General features: G+C 44.9%; 14 protein-coding genes. 10 read left to right on the top strand and 4 right to left on the bottom strand.

The window, feature by feature from the left end:
* Positions 1–254: 254 nt before the first annotated feature.
* Positions 255–1,586 (top strand): NCS2 family permease, encoded by a 1,332-nt coding sequence (locus ACOJRU_RS07100; RefSeq protein WP_421134322.1) that lies wholly within the window; start codon positions 255–257, stop codon positions 1,584–1,586.
* 90 nt (positions 1,587–1,676) lie between these two features.
* Here the strand turns inward: ACOJRU_RS07100 and ACOJRU_RS07095 are convergent, their stop codons facing one another.
* From ACOJRU_RS07095 to ACOJRU_RS07085, 3 genes are read right to left on the bottom strand one after another with little or no spacing between them, the layout of a single operon-like run.
* Positions 1,677–1,934, bottom strand: coding sequence for a DUF3862 domain-containing protein (locus tag ACOJRU_RS07095; protein ID WP_421134321.1), 258 nt, complete (start codon positions 1,932–1,934; stop codon positions 1,677–1,679).
* Between the two features lie 9 nt (positions 1,935–1,943).
* Entirely contained in the window at positions 1,944–2,864 is a 921-nt protein-coding gene (gene puuE / locus ACOJRU_RS07090) for an allantoinase PuuE (RefSeq protein ID WP_421134320.1), read from the bottom strand.
* The gene (locus tag ACOJRU_RS07085; protein WP_421134319.1) at positions 2,861–3,514 is read right to left on the bottom strand and encodes a TetR/AcrR family transcriptional regulator; all 654 of its coding nucleotides are present in this window, start codon (positions 3,512–3,514) and stop codon (positions 2,861–2,863) included. The genes puuE and ACOJRU_RS07085 overlap by 4 nt, the downstream gene beginning before the upstream one ends.
* Before the next feature lie 396 nt (positions 3,515–3,910).
* Between ACOJRU_RS07085 and xdhA the strand changes: the two genes are divergently transcribed.
* From xdhA to ACOJRU_RS07050, 7 genes are all read left to right on the top strand, one after another.
* A complete protein-coding gene (gene xdhA / locus ACOJRU_RS07080; protein ID WP_421134318.1) occupies positions 3,911–5,350 on the top strand; it encodes a xanthine dehydrogenase small subunit in 1,440 nt (479 codons plus the stop codon).
* Positions 5,343–7,682 carry a xanthine dehydrogenase molybdopterin binding subunit gene (gene xdhB, locus ACOJRU_RS07075; RefSeq protein WP_421134317.1) on the top strand — a complete coding sequence of 780 codons (2,340 nt, stop codon included), beginning with the start codon at positions 5,343–5,345 and terminating at the stop codon, positions 7,680–7,682. The genes xdhA and xdhB overlap by 8 nt, the downstream gene beginning before the upstream one ends.
* A 3-nt stretch (positions 7,683–7,685) precedes the next feature.
* On the top strand, positions 7,686–8,513 hold the full coding sequence (gene xdhC, locus ACOJRU_RS07070; protein ID WP_421134737.1) for a xanthine dehydrogenase accessory protein XdhC: 828 nt from the start codon (positions 7,686–7,688) through the stop codon (positions 8,511–8,513).
* A gap of 11 nt (positions 8,514–8,524) precedes the next feature.
* The gene (gene uraD / locus ACOJRU_RS07065; protein ID WP_421134316.1) at positions 8,525–9,034 is read left to right on the top strand and encodes a 2-oxo-4-hydroxy-4-carboxy-5-ureidoimidazoline decarboxylase; all 510 of its coding nucleotides are present in this window, start codon (positions 8,525–8,527) and stop codon (positions 9,032–9,034) included.
* An 83-nt stretch (positions 9,035–9,117) separates the two neighbouring features.
* On the top strand, positions 9,118–9,438 hold the full coding sequence (uraH, locus tag ACOJRU_RS07060) for a hydroxyisourate hydrolase (RefSeq protein ID WP_421134315.1): 321 nt from the start codon (positions 9,118–9,120) through the stop codon (positions 9,436–9,438).
* Between the two features lie 5 nt (positions 9,439–9,443).
* Complete coding sequence (guaD, locus tag ACOJRU_RS07055; RefSeq protein ID WP_421134314.1) at positions 9,444–10,751, top strand: guanine deaminase; 1,308 nt, start codon at positions 9,444–9,446, stop codon at positions 10,749–10,751.
* Positions 10,738–11,958, top strand: a complete 1,221-nt coding sequence (locus tag ACOJRU_RS07050; RefSeq protein WP_421134313.1) for a urate hydroxylase PuuD — start codon at positions 10,738–10,740, stop codon at positions 11,956–11,958. The genes guaD and ACOJRU_RS07050 overlap by 14 nt, the downstream gene beginning before the upstream one ends.
* 8 nt (positions 11,959–11,966) lie before the next feature.
* On the opposite strand, the gene ACOJRU_RS07045 is transcribed toward ACOJRU_RS07050, so the two are convergent.
* A complete protein-coding gene (locus ACOJRU_RS07045; RefSeq protein ID WP_421134312.1) occupies positions 11,967–13,235 on the bottom strand; it encodes a diguanylate cyclase in 1,269 nt (422 codons plus the stop codon).
* Positions 13,236–13,460: 225 nt separating this feature from the next.
* Between ACOJRU_RS07045 and ACOJRU_RS07040 the strand changes: the two genes are divergently transcribed.
* Together ACOJRU_RS07040 and ACOJRU_RS07035 are read left to right on the top strand one after the other, a co-directional pair.
* The gene (locus tag ACOJRU_RS07040) at positions 13,461–14,138 is read left to right on the top strand and encodes an NAD(P)H-dependent oxidoreductase (RefSeq protein WP_421134311.1); all 678 of its coding nucleotides are present in this window, start codon (positions 13,461–13,463) and stop codon (positions 14,136–14,138) included.
* Positions 14,138–16,042 carry a monovalent cation:proton antiporter-2 (CPA2) family protein gene (locus tag ACOJRU_RS07035; RefSeq protein WP_421134310.1) on the top strand — a complete coding sequence of 635 codons (1,905 nt, stop codon included), beginning with the start codon at positions 14,138–14,140 and terminating at the stop codon, positions 16,040–16,042. Before ACOJRU_RS07040 ends, ACOJRU_RS07035 begins: the two co-directional genes overlap by 1 nt.
* Position 16,043: the final 1 nt, after the last annotated feature.

Genomic DNA, 16,043 nt, shown 5'->3' with positions numbered 1-16,043 from the left:
ACCGCAATGCAATTGAATCATTGTGGTGCACAAAATCAACATCTATGGTTGAATTATTTGGTGGAGTTCTCTCGCTCCATGTTTTTTCTATGCGATTAGCGCGCTTAACCGCCTTTTTAATTCGCATTGCTGACTTATTGTCATCTGGCTACGGGTAAGGTAGCACAAAACACACCAACAAGTTGACTATGTGGTCAGCTTATTGCTTCTAACCAGGAAGAATAATAAACGGCTCAACAAATAGAGAACTATTGATGTCTACTTCAATTATAGAACACCTATTCAAACTGCATGCTCACGGCACGACAGTCAAAAAAGAAATTGTTGCTGGGTTAACCACATTTGCAGCCATGTCGTACATTTTAGTCGTAAACCCAAGTATTTTAGGGCTAAGTGGCATGCCTATAGAGGGCCTTATAACCGTTACCGCGCTTGCCGCATGTATCGGTACTCTCTTAATGGCTTTGATGACAAATTACCCTATTGCGTTGGCGCCTGGAATGGGGCTTAACGCCTTTTTCGCGTTTACCATTTGTATGTCGCGTGAAATACATTGGGAAGCAGCATTAGGTATTGTTTTTTGGAATGGTATTTTGTTTTTGATTTTATCGCTTACTGGGGTGAGAACAAAAATAGCAGAGGCAATTCCACCGGCACTTAAAATAGGCGTGCAATGCGGCATAGGCTTATTTATCGCGTTTATTGGGTTAAAAAATGCGGGGCTTATTGCCGACAACCCGGCCACGTTTGTAATGCTAGGTGATCTGTCAGACCCCGCTGTAATGCTGGCTTTCGCGGGTATTATTTTTACCGTTGTGATGATGGTAAAACGCGTAACCGGCGGCATTTTATTATCCATCATTTTACTTACCGTTATTGGCGCATTTATCCCGACAGAGTCAGGTATGTTGACCCCTGCACCCGAAGCCATTATTGGAATGCCTGAATCAATTTCTTCTACGTTTTTCGCTATGGATTTCTTATATCCGATAGAAAACCTAGCACAAACTTGGGACCTTATTTTTGCGCTTATGTTTGTAAACATGTTTGATACGATAGGCACACTTATTGGTGTATCACGCCGCGCAAACCTACTTTCCCCCTCAGGGAAGCTGCCTAAAATGGGCGCAGCAATGACCGCTGACGCCAGTGCCAGTGTTGTCGGCGCCGTTATCGGAACTTCTCCGGTTACAAGCTATGTCGAGTCTGCTACGGGTGTATCGCAGGGCGGGAGAACTGGACTAACGGCAGTTGTCGTCTCGGTATGCTTTTTACTCGCGTTATTTTTAACGCCGTTGATGAAAGTCATTCCGTTGATGGCCACCACACCCGCACTTGTGATGGTGGGTATACTGATGATGGAGTCGATACGCCAAATTGATTTCGACGACTTAGGCGCGTTAGCGACGGCAACAGTGGCATTATTGGCCATGCCGCTTACTTTCAGTATAAGTGAAGGCATTGCGCTTGGCTTCATTACGTTCGTCGGTATAAAGCTTGGAACGGGAAAATATAAAGAAGTGAGTAAACTAACTTACGTGCTGGCCCTCATTTTTCTGCTTCGTTATGCGTTAAACCTTAAATAAGCACTTTGCGTCAATGCAAAAACGCCGCTCATCGAGCGGCGTTTTCATTTACCAACCATAATAAAGAGAGGTAACACTCACAACGAGAAACTATTTTAGGCCTTCATAGCTAAAAGTAACGGCTTTATCGCCCATAAAGACAACCTTAACAAATTTGCTGTCTTGTTCACCCCACGTACACGCAGTGGTTCCCATCATGTTACCGCAGTTATCTGCATCGCCAATGATAGCCTCTACCTCTTCTTGTGACATTCCCATTTCAAGTAGTTCGTAATTTTCTTTAGTCAACTTACTGCACCCTGCTAGTGCAAAAACCGCAGACAGTGTTAATAATAACTTCGCTTTCATCATAGTCTCCTATTGTTGCTCTTCTTCAACGGGGAAATGTTCAACCCAATGCTGGGCTATCGCCTCACGTGTTGTGAGCCATACTTTATCGTGACTTTTAACATACTGAATAAACTTTTTAAGCGCCGCAAATCGAGCAGGACGACCAACAATTCTGCAGTGCAACCCAATGGATAGCATTTTAGGCGCGTCTTTGCCTTCTTCGTATAGCACGTCGAACGCATCCTTTAAGTAATTAAAAAACTGCTCACCGCTATTGAAGCCTTGAGGCGTAGCAAAGCGCATATCATTGGTATCAAGCGTATAGGGCACCATTAACAAAGGTTTGCTGTAGTGATGATCGTAATACGGCAAATCGTCAGCGTAACTATCGGCGCAGTATAAAATATCATCTCGCTCAGCAATCAGCTTCAATGTATTCGGACTTGTTCTGCCCGTGTACCAACCAGCAGGCTTTTTCCCTGTAAGTTCTTCGTGTAACAAAATAGCATCATCAATTTGCTTGCGCTCTTGCGCTTCGTTCATGTCTTGGTAATGAATCCAACGCATGGCATGAGAGGCAATTTCCCACCCTGATGCTAACATCGCTTGCACCGCGTCTGGGTGTCGCTGCAATGCCATAGTAACGCCGAACACTGTCACCGGCACATCATTATCTGTGAACAGTTTATGCAAGCGCCAGAAACCCACCCGGCTACCATATTCATAGATAGACTCCATGCTCATATGACGATCGGTATACGCTTGTGCTCCAATAATTTCTGACAGAAAAACTTCTGACGTTTCATCTCCGTGCAGTACCGAGTTTTCACCGCCCTCTTCATAGTTCAGTACAAATTGAACGGCAATTTTAGCATCGTTTGGCCACTGAGGATTGGGGGGCGTAGCGCCGTATCCCTTCAAGTCACGGGGATAACTGAAATCAGTCACTCAATGTCTCCTGTGTAACGCGCGGGAATTGATAGCCCACAGCCACCCAACACTAATTTAATAAGCTCACGAGTAGCATGTTCATAATCAGCTTTAACCATCTTCTTACCCCGTAAACGAGTGATCTGCGCTGAAAAATCCGCGTAGTGCTGAGTACTTGCCCAAATGGTATACAGTAAGTGTTCCCCATCGACATCTGGAAGCTTATTGACAGCCTTCCATCCTTCGATAACGGCTAAACGGCCTTTCATCCAAAGGCCATGTTCTTCATCGAAGTAACCGCTCAAATTTTCAGCGCCGTTTATTATTTCCATGGCAAATATGCGAGATGCAAGTGGGTGGGTACGTGATACTTCCATTTTCTCAGCAATATAGGCAGCAAGCACTTCTGCGGGGTCATCGTCAACTGTCGCTCTATCAAAATGCGAGTTCCATAACGATAAGGTTTCTTCCAAAACCGCAACATAAAGCTCTTGCTTAGATTTGAAATAGTAAAGCACATTAGTTTTTGGCAGCGCCGCTTCATCAGCAATTTTCTGTACAGCGGTACCTTTAAACCCGTATTGAGCAAAACACTTTTCCGCGGCTTGAAGGATTTTCTTTCTATTTTGGGCACCAACGCCAGCTTCTATGCATTTCTGTTTTATCATGTGTGGCTTCTTCCTTTCTCGCTAGCATGCTTTTCTGATAGTTAATATATGGCATTGCCAGCTCTATTAATTGATAGTACCGCTGCTACGCGCACGAATAAAGTCATTAACGTGACTCTTTCTCGTTCGGTCATAGAATGATGACAAAATGTGCATGGTTCTTGCGTACTATTTTTATGTAATGAACGTGAATACCATCACGTAAACACGACACGCCGACTACATTTCAAGCCGCCCTTGTGTCTTACGTGCCTAAAATGTGTTAACTGCGAATAAATGGCCTTTTTCATATCGGCTTTTTTTATAAGCAAAAAATTGACCACTTGGTCTACTTTTATGATAAAAATACCGCTATATTAATGGATATACAAATGAATATAACTAAAAGGTGCGGGTATGATTCGTTTTCTTATTAATGAAGAAACCGTCGAATTAGAAGAAGTGAGGGCTGACCTTACACTTTTGCAGTTCATCCGTGAACATCGTCGATTATCTGGCACAAAAGAAGGCTGCGCCTCTGGAGACTGCGGTGCCTGTACCCTAGTGGTTGCAGAACCGAACCCCACGTTTTCGGGTTTACATTATCGCACGCTGAACAGTTGCATAACGTTGATGAGCGCACTGCATGGTAAGCAGCTTATTACCGTAGAGCACATCAGTAACGAAGACGCGCTGCATCCCGTTCAGCAAGCATTACTCGATTATCACGGCTCGCAGTGCGGTTTCTGTACGCCGGGGTTCATCATGTCGATGTTTGCGCTTTATCATAGTAATAGCCAACCAAACAGAGATGACGTTCTTAATGCCCTATCTGGTAATCTTTGTCGATGCACCGGATATCGGCCCATCATTGAGGCAGCGTTAGCAGTATGTGCTGAGCCCCCTAGCGACAAATTTGTTGAAAGACAGGCCGAAACGTTAGCCACATTGAAATTGATATCAGAGGTAGATGATTTCGGAACTACCCACTTGCTGACCCCGACTAGTCGAGCCGAGCTAGCAAAAGCAATACGTGATTACCCGTCGGCGCCATTCGTTGCAGGCAGCACTGACTTAAGTTTACGCTTCACGCAGCAGTTAGATACAGCAGATAAAATTATCAGCCTATCGCAGTTGCAAGGGCTTAAGACATGCACCACAACCGAGCATTCGCTTGTTATTGGTGCAGCATCGCCGTTTAGCGATCTTGCCCCTACGCTATTAACCCACTTTCCTCAGCTTGCTGAGCTCATCACGCGATTTGCATCACTTCCTATCAGGAACCAGGCAACCCTAGGTGGCAATGTTGCAAACGCTTCGCCAATTGGCGATATGCCACCTGCTTTATTAGCGCTTAACGCCATTGTACATATTGATAATGGTGAACAGCGCAGAACCGTTCCAATTAAAGATTTTTTCAAAGGCTACCGCCAAACTGCACTTTTAAAAAACGAGTGGCTGTCAGCGCTTGAATTGCCCTTTGTCGGTGACAGTCATCGTATTGCTGCATACAAGATATCTAAGCGCCTTGAAGATGATATTTCTGCTGTGTGCGCTGTTTTTAATGTCACTGTAAATAATGGGATTATTACAGAAATGTCTACTGGTTTTGGTGGCGTAGCCGCAACCCCAATTAAGTGTGAAGCGTTAGAAAACGCTCTGACTGGACGAGCTCTTGCCAGTAGCGAATGTTTGAACTTAGGGAAGCAAATACTTTTCGACGCGTTCGACCCTATCGATGACGTGCGGGCCACGGCACAATACAGAAAAACAATTTTAGCGAATTTATGGCATCGGTTCTGGTTAGAAAACCAAACGCAAAATGCAATTGAAACTCGGGTGGTGCAACATGCGTAAACTTATTGACAGCAGTGCCACGCAGCATGCATCGACGGTCGTTCATACCAGTCAAAAACATGAAAGCGCTATTCGACAAGTGAAAGGCAGCGCGAACTACGTCGATGACATCGTAGCCCCTCGTGATACCTGCTATGCCGCGGTCGGCCTAAGTACATGCGCAAAAGGCACTCTTACCTCGTTGGATTTACGTGCTGTAAAAGAAAGTGAAGGTGTTATCGATGTTATTTCAATTGACGATGTACCGGGCCACAGAGATATTGGGCCGGTGTTTAAGGGCGACCCGCTGTTAGCCGATGGCGAAATTAGGTTTTACGGCCAACCGGTGTTCGCTGTGCTTGCCACGTCGGTAGCGTTAGCGAGGAAAGCGGCGCTAAAAGGCAACATGGTAGTAGATGATGAAACACCAACCTTAAGTGCCTCGAGTGCGCATACCCAAAAGCAGTATGTGCGTCCTATGCATCAATTTGGCACGGGTGACGCAACACGTGCCATAGCTGATGCGCCTCATGTTGTATCGGGGTCGCTATCAATTGGTGGGCAAGAACATATGTATCTTGAAGGCCAGGTATCACTTGCTGTGCCCGATGAAGACGACCGTATCCATATTTACACATCCAGTCAGCATCCTAGTGAAGTACAAAAGCTGGTTGCAGAAGTACTTAATACTAAACTGCATAAAGTGGTCGTTGATATGCGACGAATGGGTGGCGGCTTTGGTGGTAAAGAAACACAGGCAGCACAATGGGCATGTATCGCGGCACTGTTGGCAAAGCGAAATCGCTGTGCGGTTAAATTACGACTGCCCAGAAATGTGGACATGCATGTTACAGGAAAGCGGCATCCTTTCGAAAACCACTACGAGCTAGGCTTTGACGAGCACGGCAAAATTATGGGAACGTCGCTTGAGATCAATGGAATATGCGGCCATTCTCCAGACCTTTCAGACGCCATTGTCGACAGAGCCATGTTTCACGCTGACAATGGGTACTTTCTCGGTGAAAGCCATATTGTGGGGCATCGTCTTGAAACCAACATGGTATCTCACACTGCGTTTCGCGGATTCGGTGGTCCCCAGGGCATGATTATGGCTGAAGCGATGCTTGATGCAATCGCGCGTAAGCTACGTCTTGACCCATTAACGGTTAGAAAAACCAATTTATACGGCGACACAACAGGCAACACCACACCCTATGGCATGAAAGTGGAGCATAACTTACTGCCTGAAATGATTGCCAAACTTGAGGACGAAGGTAACTATTGGGCGCGCCGCGAATCGATTTCAACGTTTAACCGGTCAAGTCCCATCATTAAAAAAGGCCTAGCCCTTACACCGGTAAAATTTGGCATTTCGTTTACCGCTAAACACCTCAACCAAGCCGGGGCATTAGTGCATATTTACACCGATGGAAGTATTCAAGTGAATCACGGTGGAACCGAGATGGGTCAAGGACTTCATACCAAAATTGGTCAGATTGCTGCCAATGAGTTTGGCGTGACGTTGGATATGATTGAGGTGACCGCAACGCGAACCGATAAAGTGCCAAATACCTCCCCTACCGCGGCGTCAAGTGGTACTGACTTAAACGGTAAAGCAGTACAAAATGCCTGTATAACCCTTAAAAAGCGTATAGCAACATGCTTTGCGGCCAGTGTAGATTTGCCCGACCGCGTCGACGATGTTGTTTTTTCAAATGGCTTCGTTACCCTTAACAACCATAGCGCGTCTTTTTCAGACGTAGTGCAAATGGCCTATTTCGATCGTGTATCGTTATCTTCTAGCGGGTTCTATAAGACGCCTAAGTTACAATACAACCGAGAGACCGGAGAGGGACGGCCATTCTTCTATTTTGCATATGGCGTGTCGCTTAGCGAAGTATCAATAGATACGCTTACTGGCGAGTATACGGTCGACAGCGTCGACGTTATCCACGATGTTGGCGATAGTTTGAACCCCGCTATCGATATCGGTCAGATTGAAGGAGCGTTCGTGCAAGGCATGGGATGGTTAACGACCGAAGATCTTAAGTGGAATAGTGCTGGTAAGCTCATCAGTGAGAACATGGCGACCTATAAAATCCCGGCAATTGGTGATACCCCGCCGCATTTTAACGTTAAGCTGTTTGGTCGCAAAAACGCAGAAGATAGCATTTATCATTCAAAAGCCGTGGGCGAACCGCCCTTCATGCTAGCGATCTCGGTATGGTGTGCGCTCAAAGATGCAATATCTAGCATTTCAGGCTATTCACAAGACCCGCAGCTAGCGACCCCTGCGACTCCAGAGCGGGTGTTAAATGCGGTGTTAGCAATGCAAAATATGCAGGCGAAGTAGATGATGCAACCAACAACATGGTATGAAGCCGTTGCTCGGTGTCAGCATGCTGCACAACCTTATGTGTTAGTAACCGTTATCGGTGCTGCAGGCTCTACACCAAGGGAAACAGGCAGCAAAATGGTGGTAACCAATGTCGAAAGCTTCGACACCATTGGGGGTGGCCATTTAGAGTATGATGCAATTAGCACGGCACGAACATTACTTGCAAAGGGTCACACCGGAACTGAGATATGCTCCTATCCCCTCAGCAGTAAGTTAGGGCAGTGTTGTGGTGGTGCGGTGAAAGTGTTATTTGATGTGTGCAACATACATCAACAGCACATCGCAATATTCGGTGCCGGCCACGTTGCCAAGGCGTTGGTGCCTATTTTGTCTCAACTGCCAGTTCATATTTCTTGGATTGATAGCAGAGCCTCTCTATTTCCAGACGCCATGCCTGGAAATGTCGTTTCTATTATTGAAGACGCACCAGAAACAGAAGTTCGGCAGCTAAAAGATAATAGTTGGCTTATTGTTCTCACTCATGACCATCAACTTGACTATCGTATTGTCGAACAAGCCCTGAAATTTCCATCTTTACCTTTTGTAGGGCTTATAGGCTCTGATACAAAAGCCAAACGATTTATTACCAAATTACAACATAGAGGCTTTGATGATAATGCGCTTAAGCGCTTAGTAACGCCTATCGGAATGGCGGGTATTCCTGGCAAACGTCCCATTGAGGTTGCGGTGTCTATTGCGGCACAAATTATTGCGCGCATTCACAACAACTCAGATACCGTAATAAACGAAACATCAGCGGCCAGTTCGACCGCTCAGCAAGTGTGAGCCATACTTTTATGAAAATTGAAACATTAAACATGATATCCGATGTTGACGCCGCCGCATGGTTTCAACAATGTTGCGCAGCAACGCGCTGGATTGAGAGTATGGTAGCAGCAAGACCATACAGCGATATTGCACAAATGGAAAAGCACGCTGCACTGGCATGGGAGGCATGCGATAAAGCCAATATGCTAGAGGCTTTTACTGCACACCCCATGATTGGAGATGTTGATTCACTGCGTAAAAAATTCGCTAATACCAAGTTGATCGCTGCGGGAGAACAAGCCGGCACATCACAGGCATCAGAAGCGATTTTACTGGCGCTCAAAAAAGCAAACCAGACCTACTTGGACAAGCATGGGTTCATCTTCATTATTTGCGCTACCGGCCTTTCAGCAGAGGCAATGCTAAAAGCGCTTAATGAACGTTTACCTCACACAACGGATGAAGAAATTCAATTAGCAGCCCGTGAGCAATTGAAAATAACCCAATTAAGAATAATTAAAGCGATAGATGTCGAGTGAGTTTAGCGCATTAAAAATGGCAAAAAACACCAGTATGTATTGCACGACATTTACCCACGCTCAGATATTTTAGGACGCACCCTATGAATACATTATCAAGTCACGTACTCGATACCACATCAGGAAAACCCGTTGAAGGTATTGCTCTTACCCTTACGTTACCTAACGGAGAAACGTTAACGGGCACTACCAATGCCGACGGTCGATTCAACGATTGGAAGACAACCTTTACTGCAGGTATATATACACTGCGCTTTCATTGTAACGACTACCTTGTATCAACCCATGGTAAAAGCTTTTATCCATACATTGATATTGCGTTTGAACTTGAAAGCGCGGGGGGCCACTATCATGTACCCTTACTTATTTCACCATTCGGTTTCAGTAGTTACAGAGGCAGCTAGCAATAATGCAATTATTTCGCGCTAATATTGCGCATTTCCCTAAGGCCACTGCTGACGTAAATCAGGATATTCATGTTATTTGTGATGGCGGTTTACTTATTGATGGGAAGCACATTGTTGCGGTAGGCGAATTTAACTCGCTTAATCAGCAATACCCTAACGCTAGCGTTATTGATCATTCAGGAAAATGGCTAGTGCCGGGCTTTATTGATAGCCACTTGCACTACCCTCAAACACAAAGTATTGCGAACTATGGTGAGCAGTTGCTCAGCTGGCTCGAAAACTTTACCTTTCCAACTGAGATGCAATTTTCAGACGAAGCCCATGCTCAAAAAATTGCGCAGGTATTTTTGAACCAGCTATTAAAAAATGGGACGACCACAGGCTTTGTATTCTCAACAGTGCATGCCTCAAGCTGCAGTGCTTTGTTTGAGGCCGCCAGTAATATTGATATGGCCATTGTTGCAGGAAAAGTATGTATGGACAGACACTGTCCAACTGCACTTCAAGATACTCCTGAATTAGCGCAAAAAGAAAGCGCGCAACTTATCGAAACGTGGCATAACAAAGGGCGTAACCGTTATGCACTTACACCTCGGTTTGCCCCGACGAGTACCGAGGAACAACTTGCGGCACTTGGCGAACTCGCCACACAATACAATGATGTGTTTATTCAAACTCACTTGTCTGAAAATAAAGACGAAATTGAGTGGGTCAACACCCTATTCCCGCACTGCAATGGCTATTTAGACGTGTACGACAAATATAATTTAGTACGCGAGAGAGCGGTTTTCGGACATGGTATTCATCTAACGTCTAGCGAATGGGATCGGTTAGGCGAGGCTGGCGCAAGTGTTGCTTTTTGCCCAACTTCTAACCTTTTTCTTGGCAGTGGATTATTTGATTTACAGACGGCAAAAGCCCACGATGTGCATGTTGCGCTGGCAACCGATGTGGGTGCCGGTACAAGTTTTAGTATGCTTAAAACCTATGCTGATGCTTACAAAGTGAGTCAGTTACGTAGTGCACCTATTTGTCCTTTAGAAGGGTTTTACCTTATGACACAGGGCGCAGCAGTGGCGCACCAATTAGACCATGAGATAGGAAACTTGAATGCAGGCAGTGCAGCAGATTTCGTTATTATTCAACCTCACTACGATGAACTCACAGCACTACGAATAGCAGACACGCAAGATTTTTCTGATGTCTTCTTTGCCATAAGTATTTTAGGCGATGATCGCGCGATTGAAGAGACATGGATAAGCGGTCAATGTTGTTATAATAAAAAGGAGAGTCAACATGCCATGGTTTGATTGGATTAGTTTATTTACCCGTTGGTTTCATGTTATCGCAGGAGTAGCGTGGATCGGAGCCTCGTTCTATTTTATTTGGCTAGACAATAGCCTTCGCACACCACCGAAATGGAAACAGGATAAAGGTATTAAGGGCGATCTTTGGGCTATTCACGGCGGCGGGTTTTATGAAGTGGCCAAGTATGCTTATGGGCCAGAAAAAATGCCTGAGACACTTCATTGGTTTAAGTGGGAAGCATACACAACATGGTTATCAGGCTTTGCTCTTCTCATCTTGGTGTATTATTTTGGCGCATCGGCTTACCTCATCGACCCTAGCGTCAATGATATTTCGCCTATGGTAGCAATATCGCTCGGGCTGGCGCTTGTATTTGGCGGCCTAACTATTTATGAAATCGCCTGCCGAAGCCCCCTTGCCAACTCGCCTATGGTATTTGGGCTTTGTTTAATTGCACTTATTTGCACAGTAACGTACTTCTCTACGCAATGGTTCAGCGGCCGTGGTGCATATATTCATGTCGGTGCACTCATTGGTACGATCATGGCAGGCAATGTTTTCTTTAATATCATGCCAAACCAGCGAAAAATGGTAGCGGCCGTAGCAGAGAATAAAGACATGGATCCTCGCTGGGGTGCAAGCGCGAAATTACGCTCTGTTCATAACAATTACTTTACGTTACCTCTGCTTTTTATCATGATTTCTAATCACTACCCCATGACCTACCAACACGACGCGAACTGGCTCGTGCTGATAGCCATTATGGCGGTAGCCGCATGGATAAGACACTTTTTTAACCTTCGTAATGTAGGCCAAGTTAAACCGAGCATTCTTATTTCTGGTGCCGTTGCAATGCTTGCGATTGCCCTGTGGGTGTCGTGGCCATCTGCCTCTAACACCGCGCAGCACAACGAGGAACATACCGACGTCACCGAGATAGCAGCAACACCGGTCACAAATGACGTTATTTCCGCTTTAGTCAGTACCCACTGCGTAAGTTGTCACTCTCGTACACCAACAGACGCTATCTTTACCATGGCACCGGTAGGCGTTGTGCTTGACAATTGGAGTGATATTGAACGGTATAAATCGCAGATTGTAAGAAGAACGGCTATTACGAAAGATATGCCATTTATGAACAAAACGAATATGACGGATGCAGAGCGAGAACAAATCGCTTTATGGTTTAAACAAACTACGTCCCCATAAATGTAATGTTACGTTACGGTAGCGCTGTCGTGGCGCTGCCGCTTTTCGGTGTACATGGCATTATCAGCCAACTCTATCCACTGCTGTACTGAAGTAATGCTCTCATCCCAGGTTGCCTTACCAATACTCATTGATAACGTAATCGTCTCATCGGTATCGAGTAATATTTGATAAGGCGTATCAGCGAGCCGATTTAAAAACACTGTTGCATCGTCAAAGCCAGTATCAAACAACAATAAAATAAATTCATCGCCCCCGACCCTTCCTAAAATATCGGTTTCTCGTAACGCGCCCACTGTTATTTCAGCGAATACTTTTAATGCCTTATCGCCAATTTGATGGCCGTATTTATCGTTGACCTGTTTAAAATTATCAAGGTCAAAGTAAACCAGCGTAGACGGAGACTTTGTTCGCTGCATTCTCTGGATTTCTTCTCCTAACTGTTCAAACAGTTCACGCCTATTTATTAAGTTCGTTAAGCCGTCGGTCTTAGAGAGATGCTCCAGCTTGCGAACCGCCTCAAGTAGCGCATACTGCTGTTGTTTATCGTGAGTGACATCGTCAGACGTTCCAAGTAGCAATACTTGGTTGTTCTCCGGGTCGAATAATACCGAACCTCTGTCGTGCAGATACTTAGTGTTGCCGGCGCTATCAATAATGCGGTATTCAAGGTTCCAATTAGCCAATGGGCGCCGGAAATAGACATCTTCTACATACTGCCTATCTTCGTCATGGACATGGTCTAAAAACGCGCAGGGGTTGCTGTAGAGCTCATATTCGTTTCGGCCGAAAATACGCTTATATCCGCCGTTCACATAATGCAACTTTGATAAAGTAGGCGTAGAAACCCAAATGAATGTTCGCTCTGAAAACGCACTCACTATTTTTGAAAATAAGGCCTCTACTTGGAACAGTTCGGCCTCTAAACGCTTTCTATCATCAATATCTTCAATCACCGATACAAATAATTCAGGCCTGCCGGTAGAGTCTCGTACTGCCGATACAGTTAGCTTTCCCCATACGTTATGGCCATCTGCGTGAATGTATTGTTTTTCAAGTGCGTAGTTTTCTATTTTGCCTGATATAAGATTGTTTAGAAGGACTAAATCTTGGTCTAAATGGGTGTCGACTGTTATTTCTTGGAATGTCTTTTCAACAAGTACGTTTTTGTCATACCCCAAGAACTCGCACAATTTTTGATTGACGCGAATAAATTGCCCATCTAAACCGACATGAGCCAACCCTACTGCGCAACACTCAAACGTTTTTTCGAACACTCCGTCATTCTCCTAATTAACAATAGAGTCCATTTCTTAGTAAAAACGAAAAACCAAAAGCCCTTAAAAATATTAGTCTATAAAGTAAAAAGCGGAAATAATTACACCGTTATTTTTATTAAACATACTGTTTAGCTTAGGTTTAAGGCGCTATGTAGTACTACACTGCCTATGCAAGTTAACCGAATTGTGCGATAAAAGAAGGCGAGTACAAGAGGGGTTGAGATGACTTCAGAACCAAAGAAACACCACTACCGTGAAAATGAAAACCAGACGGTTTCTCACGCAGAGCAATCTGCACAAAACGTATTAGTTTTGTTTGCACACCCAGCACAAGCATCTTCCGAGGTAAACCTGCACCTTTTTCGTGATGCCAAAGCCACAGATTCCGTTACCGCGGTTGACCTTTACCACGATTACCCTGACTTCAATATCGATATTGCAAGAGAACAACAACGTCTTCTTGAGCACGACACCATTATTTTCCTCTTTCCCCTTTTTTGGTATTCAACACCCTCTATTCTAAAAGAGTGGCAAGACTTAGTGCTTGAGTATGGTTTTGCTTACGGGCAAGGTGGTACTGCGCTTCAAGGTAAAAAGTTTCTGTGCGCTATTACCGCTGGCGGGAAAGAAGAAGCGTACCAATCTGATGGATTTAATCATTTTACTATTCGGCAATTGCTTCAACCGCTAGAACAAATGGCGAGTATTACGCAAATGGCGTATATCGCTCCATTTGCGTTGTTTGGCTCTAGAACGGCGCAAGAAGAACAACGTATAGAAGGACATCGGCAGAAATGGCAACAGTTACTGAACATGCTGGTAAACGATACGTTAAATATGAGCAAAGCAACACGGCTAGAGAACTTAGCCGACCTATGTACAAAAGAAGGTGACAATTAATGACAGGCTACTTGCTTCAAGCCTTTATATATCTCGTTGCTGCTGTTATTGCGGTACCCATTGCTAAACGGTTAGGGTTAGGTTCGGTGCTAGGCTATTTAATTGCAGGGGTTGTTATCGGCCCTGTATTAGGGTTGGTAGGCGATGAAACAACAACCATTCAACACTTTGCAGAGTTTGGCGTAGTAATGATGCTATTTTTAGTTGGCCTTGAATTAGAGCCTAAAAGCTTATGGGCGATGAAGTCTAAGCTAGTAGGACTAGGTGGGCTTCAGCTCGGCTTAACAACAAGCATTATTACCGGCGTAGCGCTTTATTTTTCACAGCCATTTAGTATTGCATTAACTATTGGACTCATTTTCGCTTTATCCTCTACGGCTATCGTTCTGCAGACGTTCCAAGAAAAGGGGTTGCAACAAACAGAAGGTGGGAAAAGCGCCTTTTCTGTATTGTTATTTCAAGATATTGCTGTAATTCCTATTTTGGCACTCATCCCGCTTTTAGCACTACCAGAATTAGCAGCAAACGCTGCGGATAATGAACATCATGAATCAGTAAGCCTAGTGAAAGGCCTCGCGCCGTGGGCCTACGGACTGGTTATTATTGCATCAGTAGCCTTTGTCACCGTTGGCGGACACTACCTAAGCAGGCCGCTTTTTAAGTTTGTCGCCTCCTCTCGGTTAAGAGAAATATTTACCGCAACAGCACTTATGCTCGTCATCGGAATTGCTGCACTAATGGGGCTAGTCGGGTTGTCTCCCGCATTGGGTGCCTTTCTTGCCGGAGTTGTACTTGCAAACAGTGAGTTTAGGCATGAACTTGAAGCAAACATTGAGCCTTTCAAAGGCTTGCTATTAGGCTTGTTTTTTATCACTGTTGGCGCGGGTATAAACGTCAATGTACTGACATCAAATGTGTCACTCATTCTTATGCTTACTGCAGCAGTGATGCTGGTAAAAGCCATGGTCCTTTATATTATTGCAGTACTGTTTAAATTGCGTGGCAGCAACAAATGGCTGCTAACGCTAAGCTTAGCGCAAGCAGGAGAATTTGGTTTTGTATTGCTAAGCTTTGCCGCGCAAAACTATGTATTGCCTAACGATATCATCGCTATTCTCTCGTTGGTTGTCGCGCTTTCTATGTTTCTCACTCCCATGCTTTTTATTATTTTTGATAAGGTTGTGGTGCCCCGATATCAACGTAACGGCAAAGTAAGAGATGAAGATGAGATTAACGAGAAAGGTACTGTGGTTATTGCAGGAATTGGACGATTTGGCCAAATCGTTAACCGACTGTTAGTGGCAAATGACGTACACACTGTTGTTCTTGATATACGGTCTGAACAAATTGATTTAATTCGACGCATTGGTACCAAGGCCTATTTTGGTGATGCATCAAAGCCCGATATTTTACATACCGCAGGCATTCACGATGCTGCCCTACTTATTATTGCCATTGATGATAGGGATACCGCCGCCGATATGGTCAAGTACGCAAAACACGCATACCCTGATACCCGCGTTCTTGCGCGTGCTTACGATCGAGGGCACGGTTATAGACTACGCCAACTAGGCGCTGATTTCGTGGTGTCTGAAACCTATCATTCTGCATTGGAAATGGGCACGGAGGCGCTGCGCTCACTTGAGGTTCACCCTTTTCATGCAGAACGACAAAAAATGGCGTACAAAAATATTGAGAGTAAGCAAAATGATGTGCTGTACAACGCATGGATAGACGATGCGAGCGGAGAGCGGGTAGACAATAATTATTTGAAGTTGTTTGTAGAATTGGAGCGCTTGATTGAAAGTGCCTTAAAAGAAGACATTCACGACAAACACTCCAAAATGCGTGGCTGGACGCCTCCCCCTAAAGAGCACAGCGAAAAGCTACACGATGAAAAATAGC

The organism is Alteromonas algae (assembly GCF_049117195.1).
In the GTDB taxonomy this organism is placed as follows: domain Bacteria; phylum Pseudomonadota; class Gammaproteobacteria; order Enterobacterales; family Alteromonadaceae; genus Alteromonas.
The sequence above is the reverse complement of the archived record's forward strand: the minus strand, read 5'-3'. Positions and strand labels throughout refer to the sequence as shown.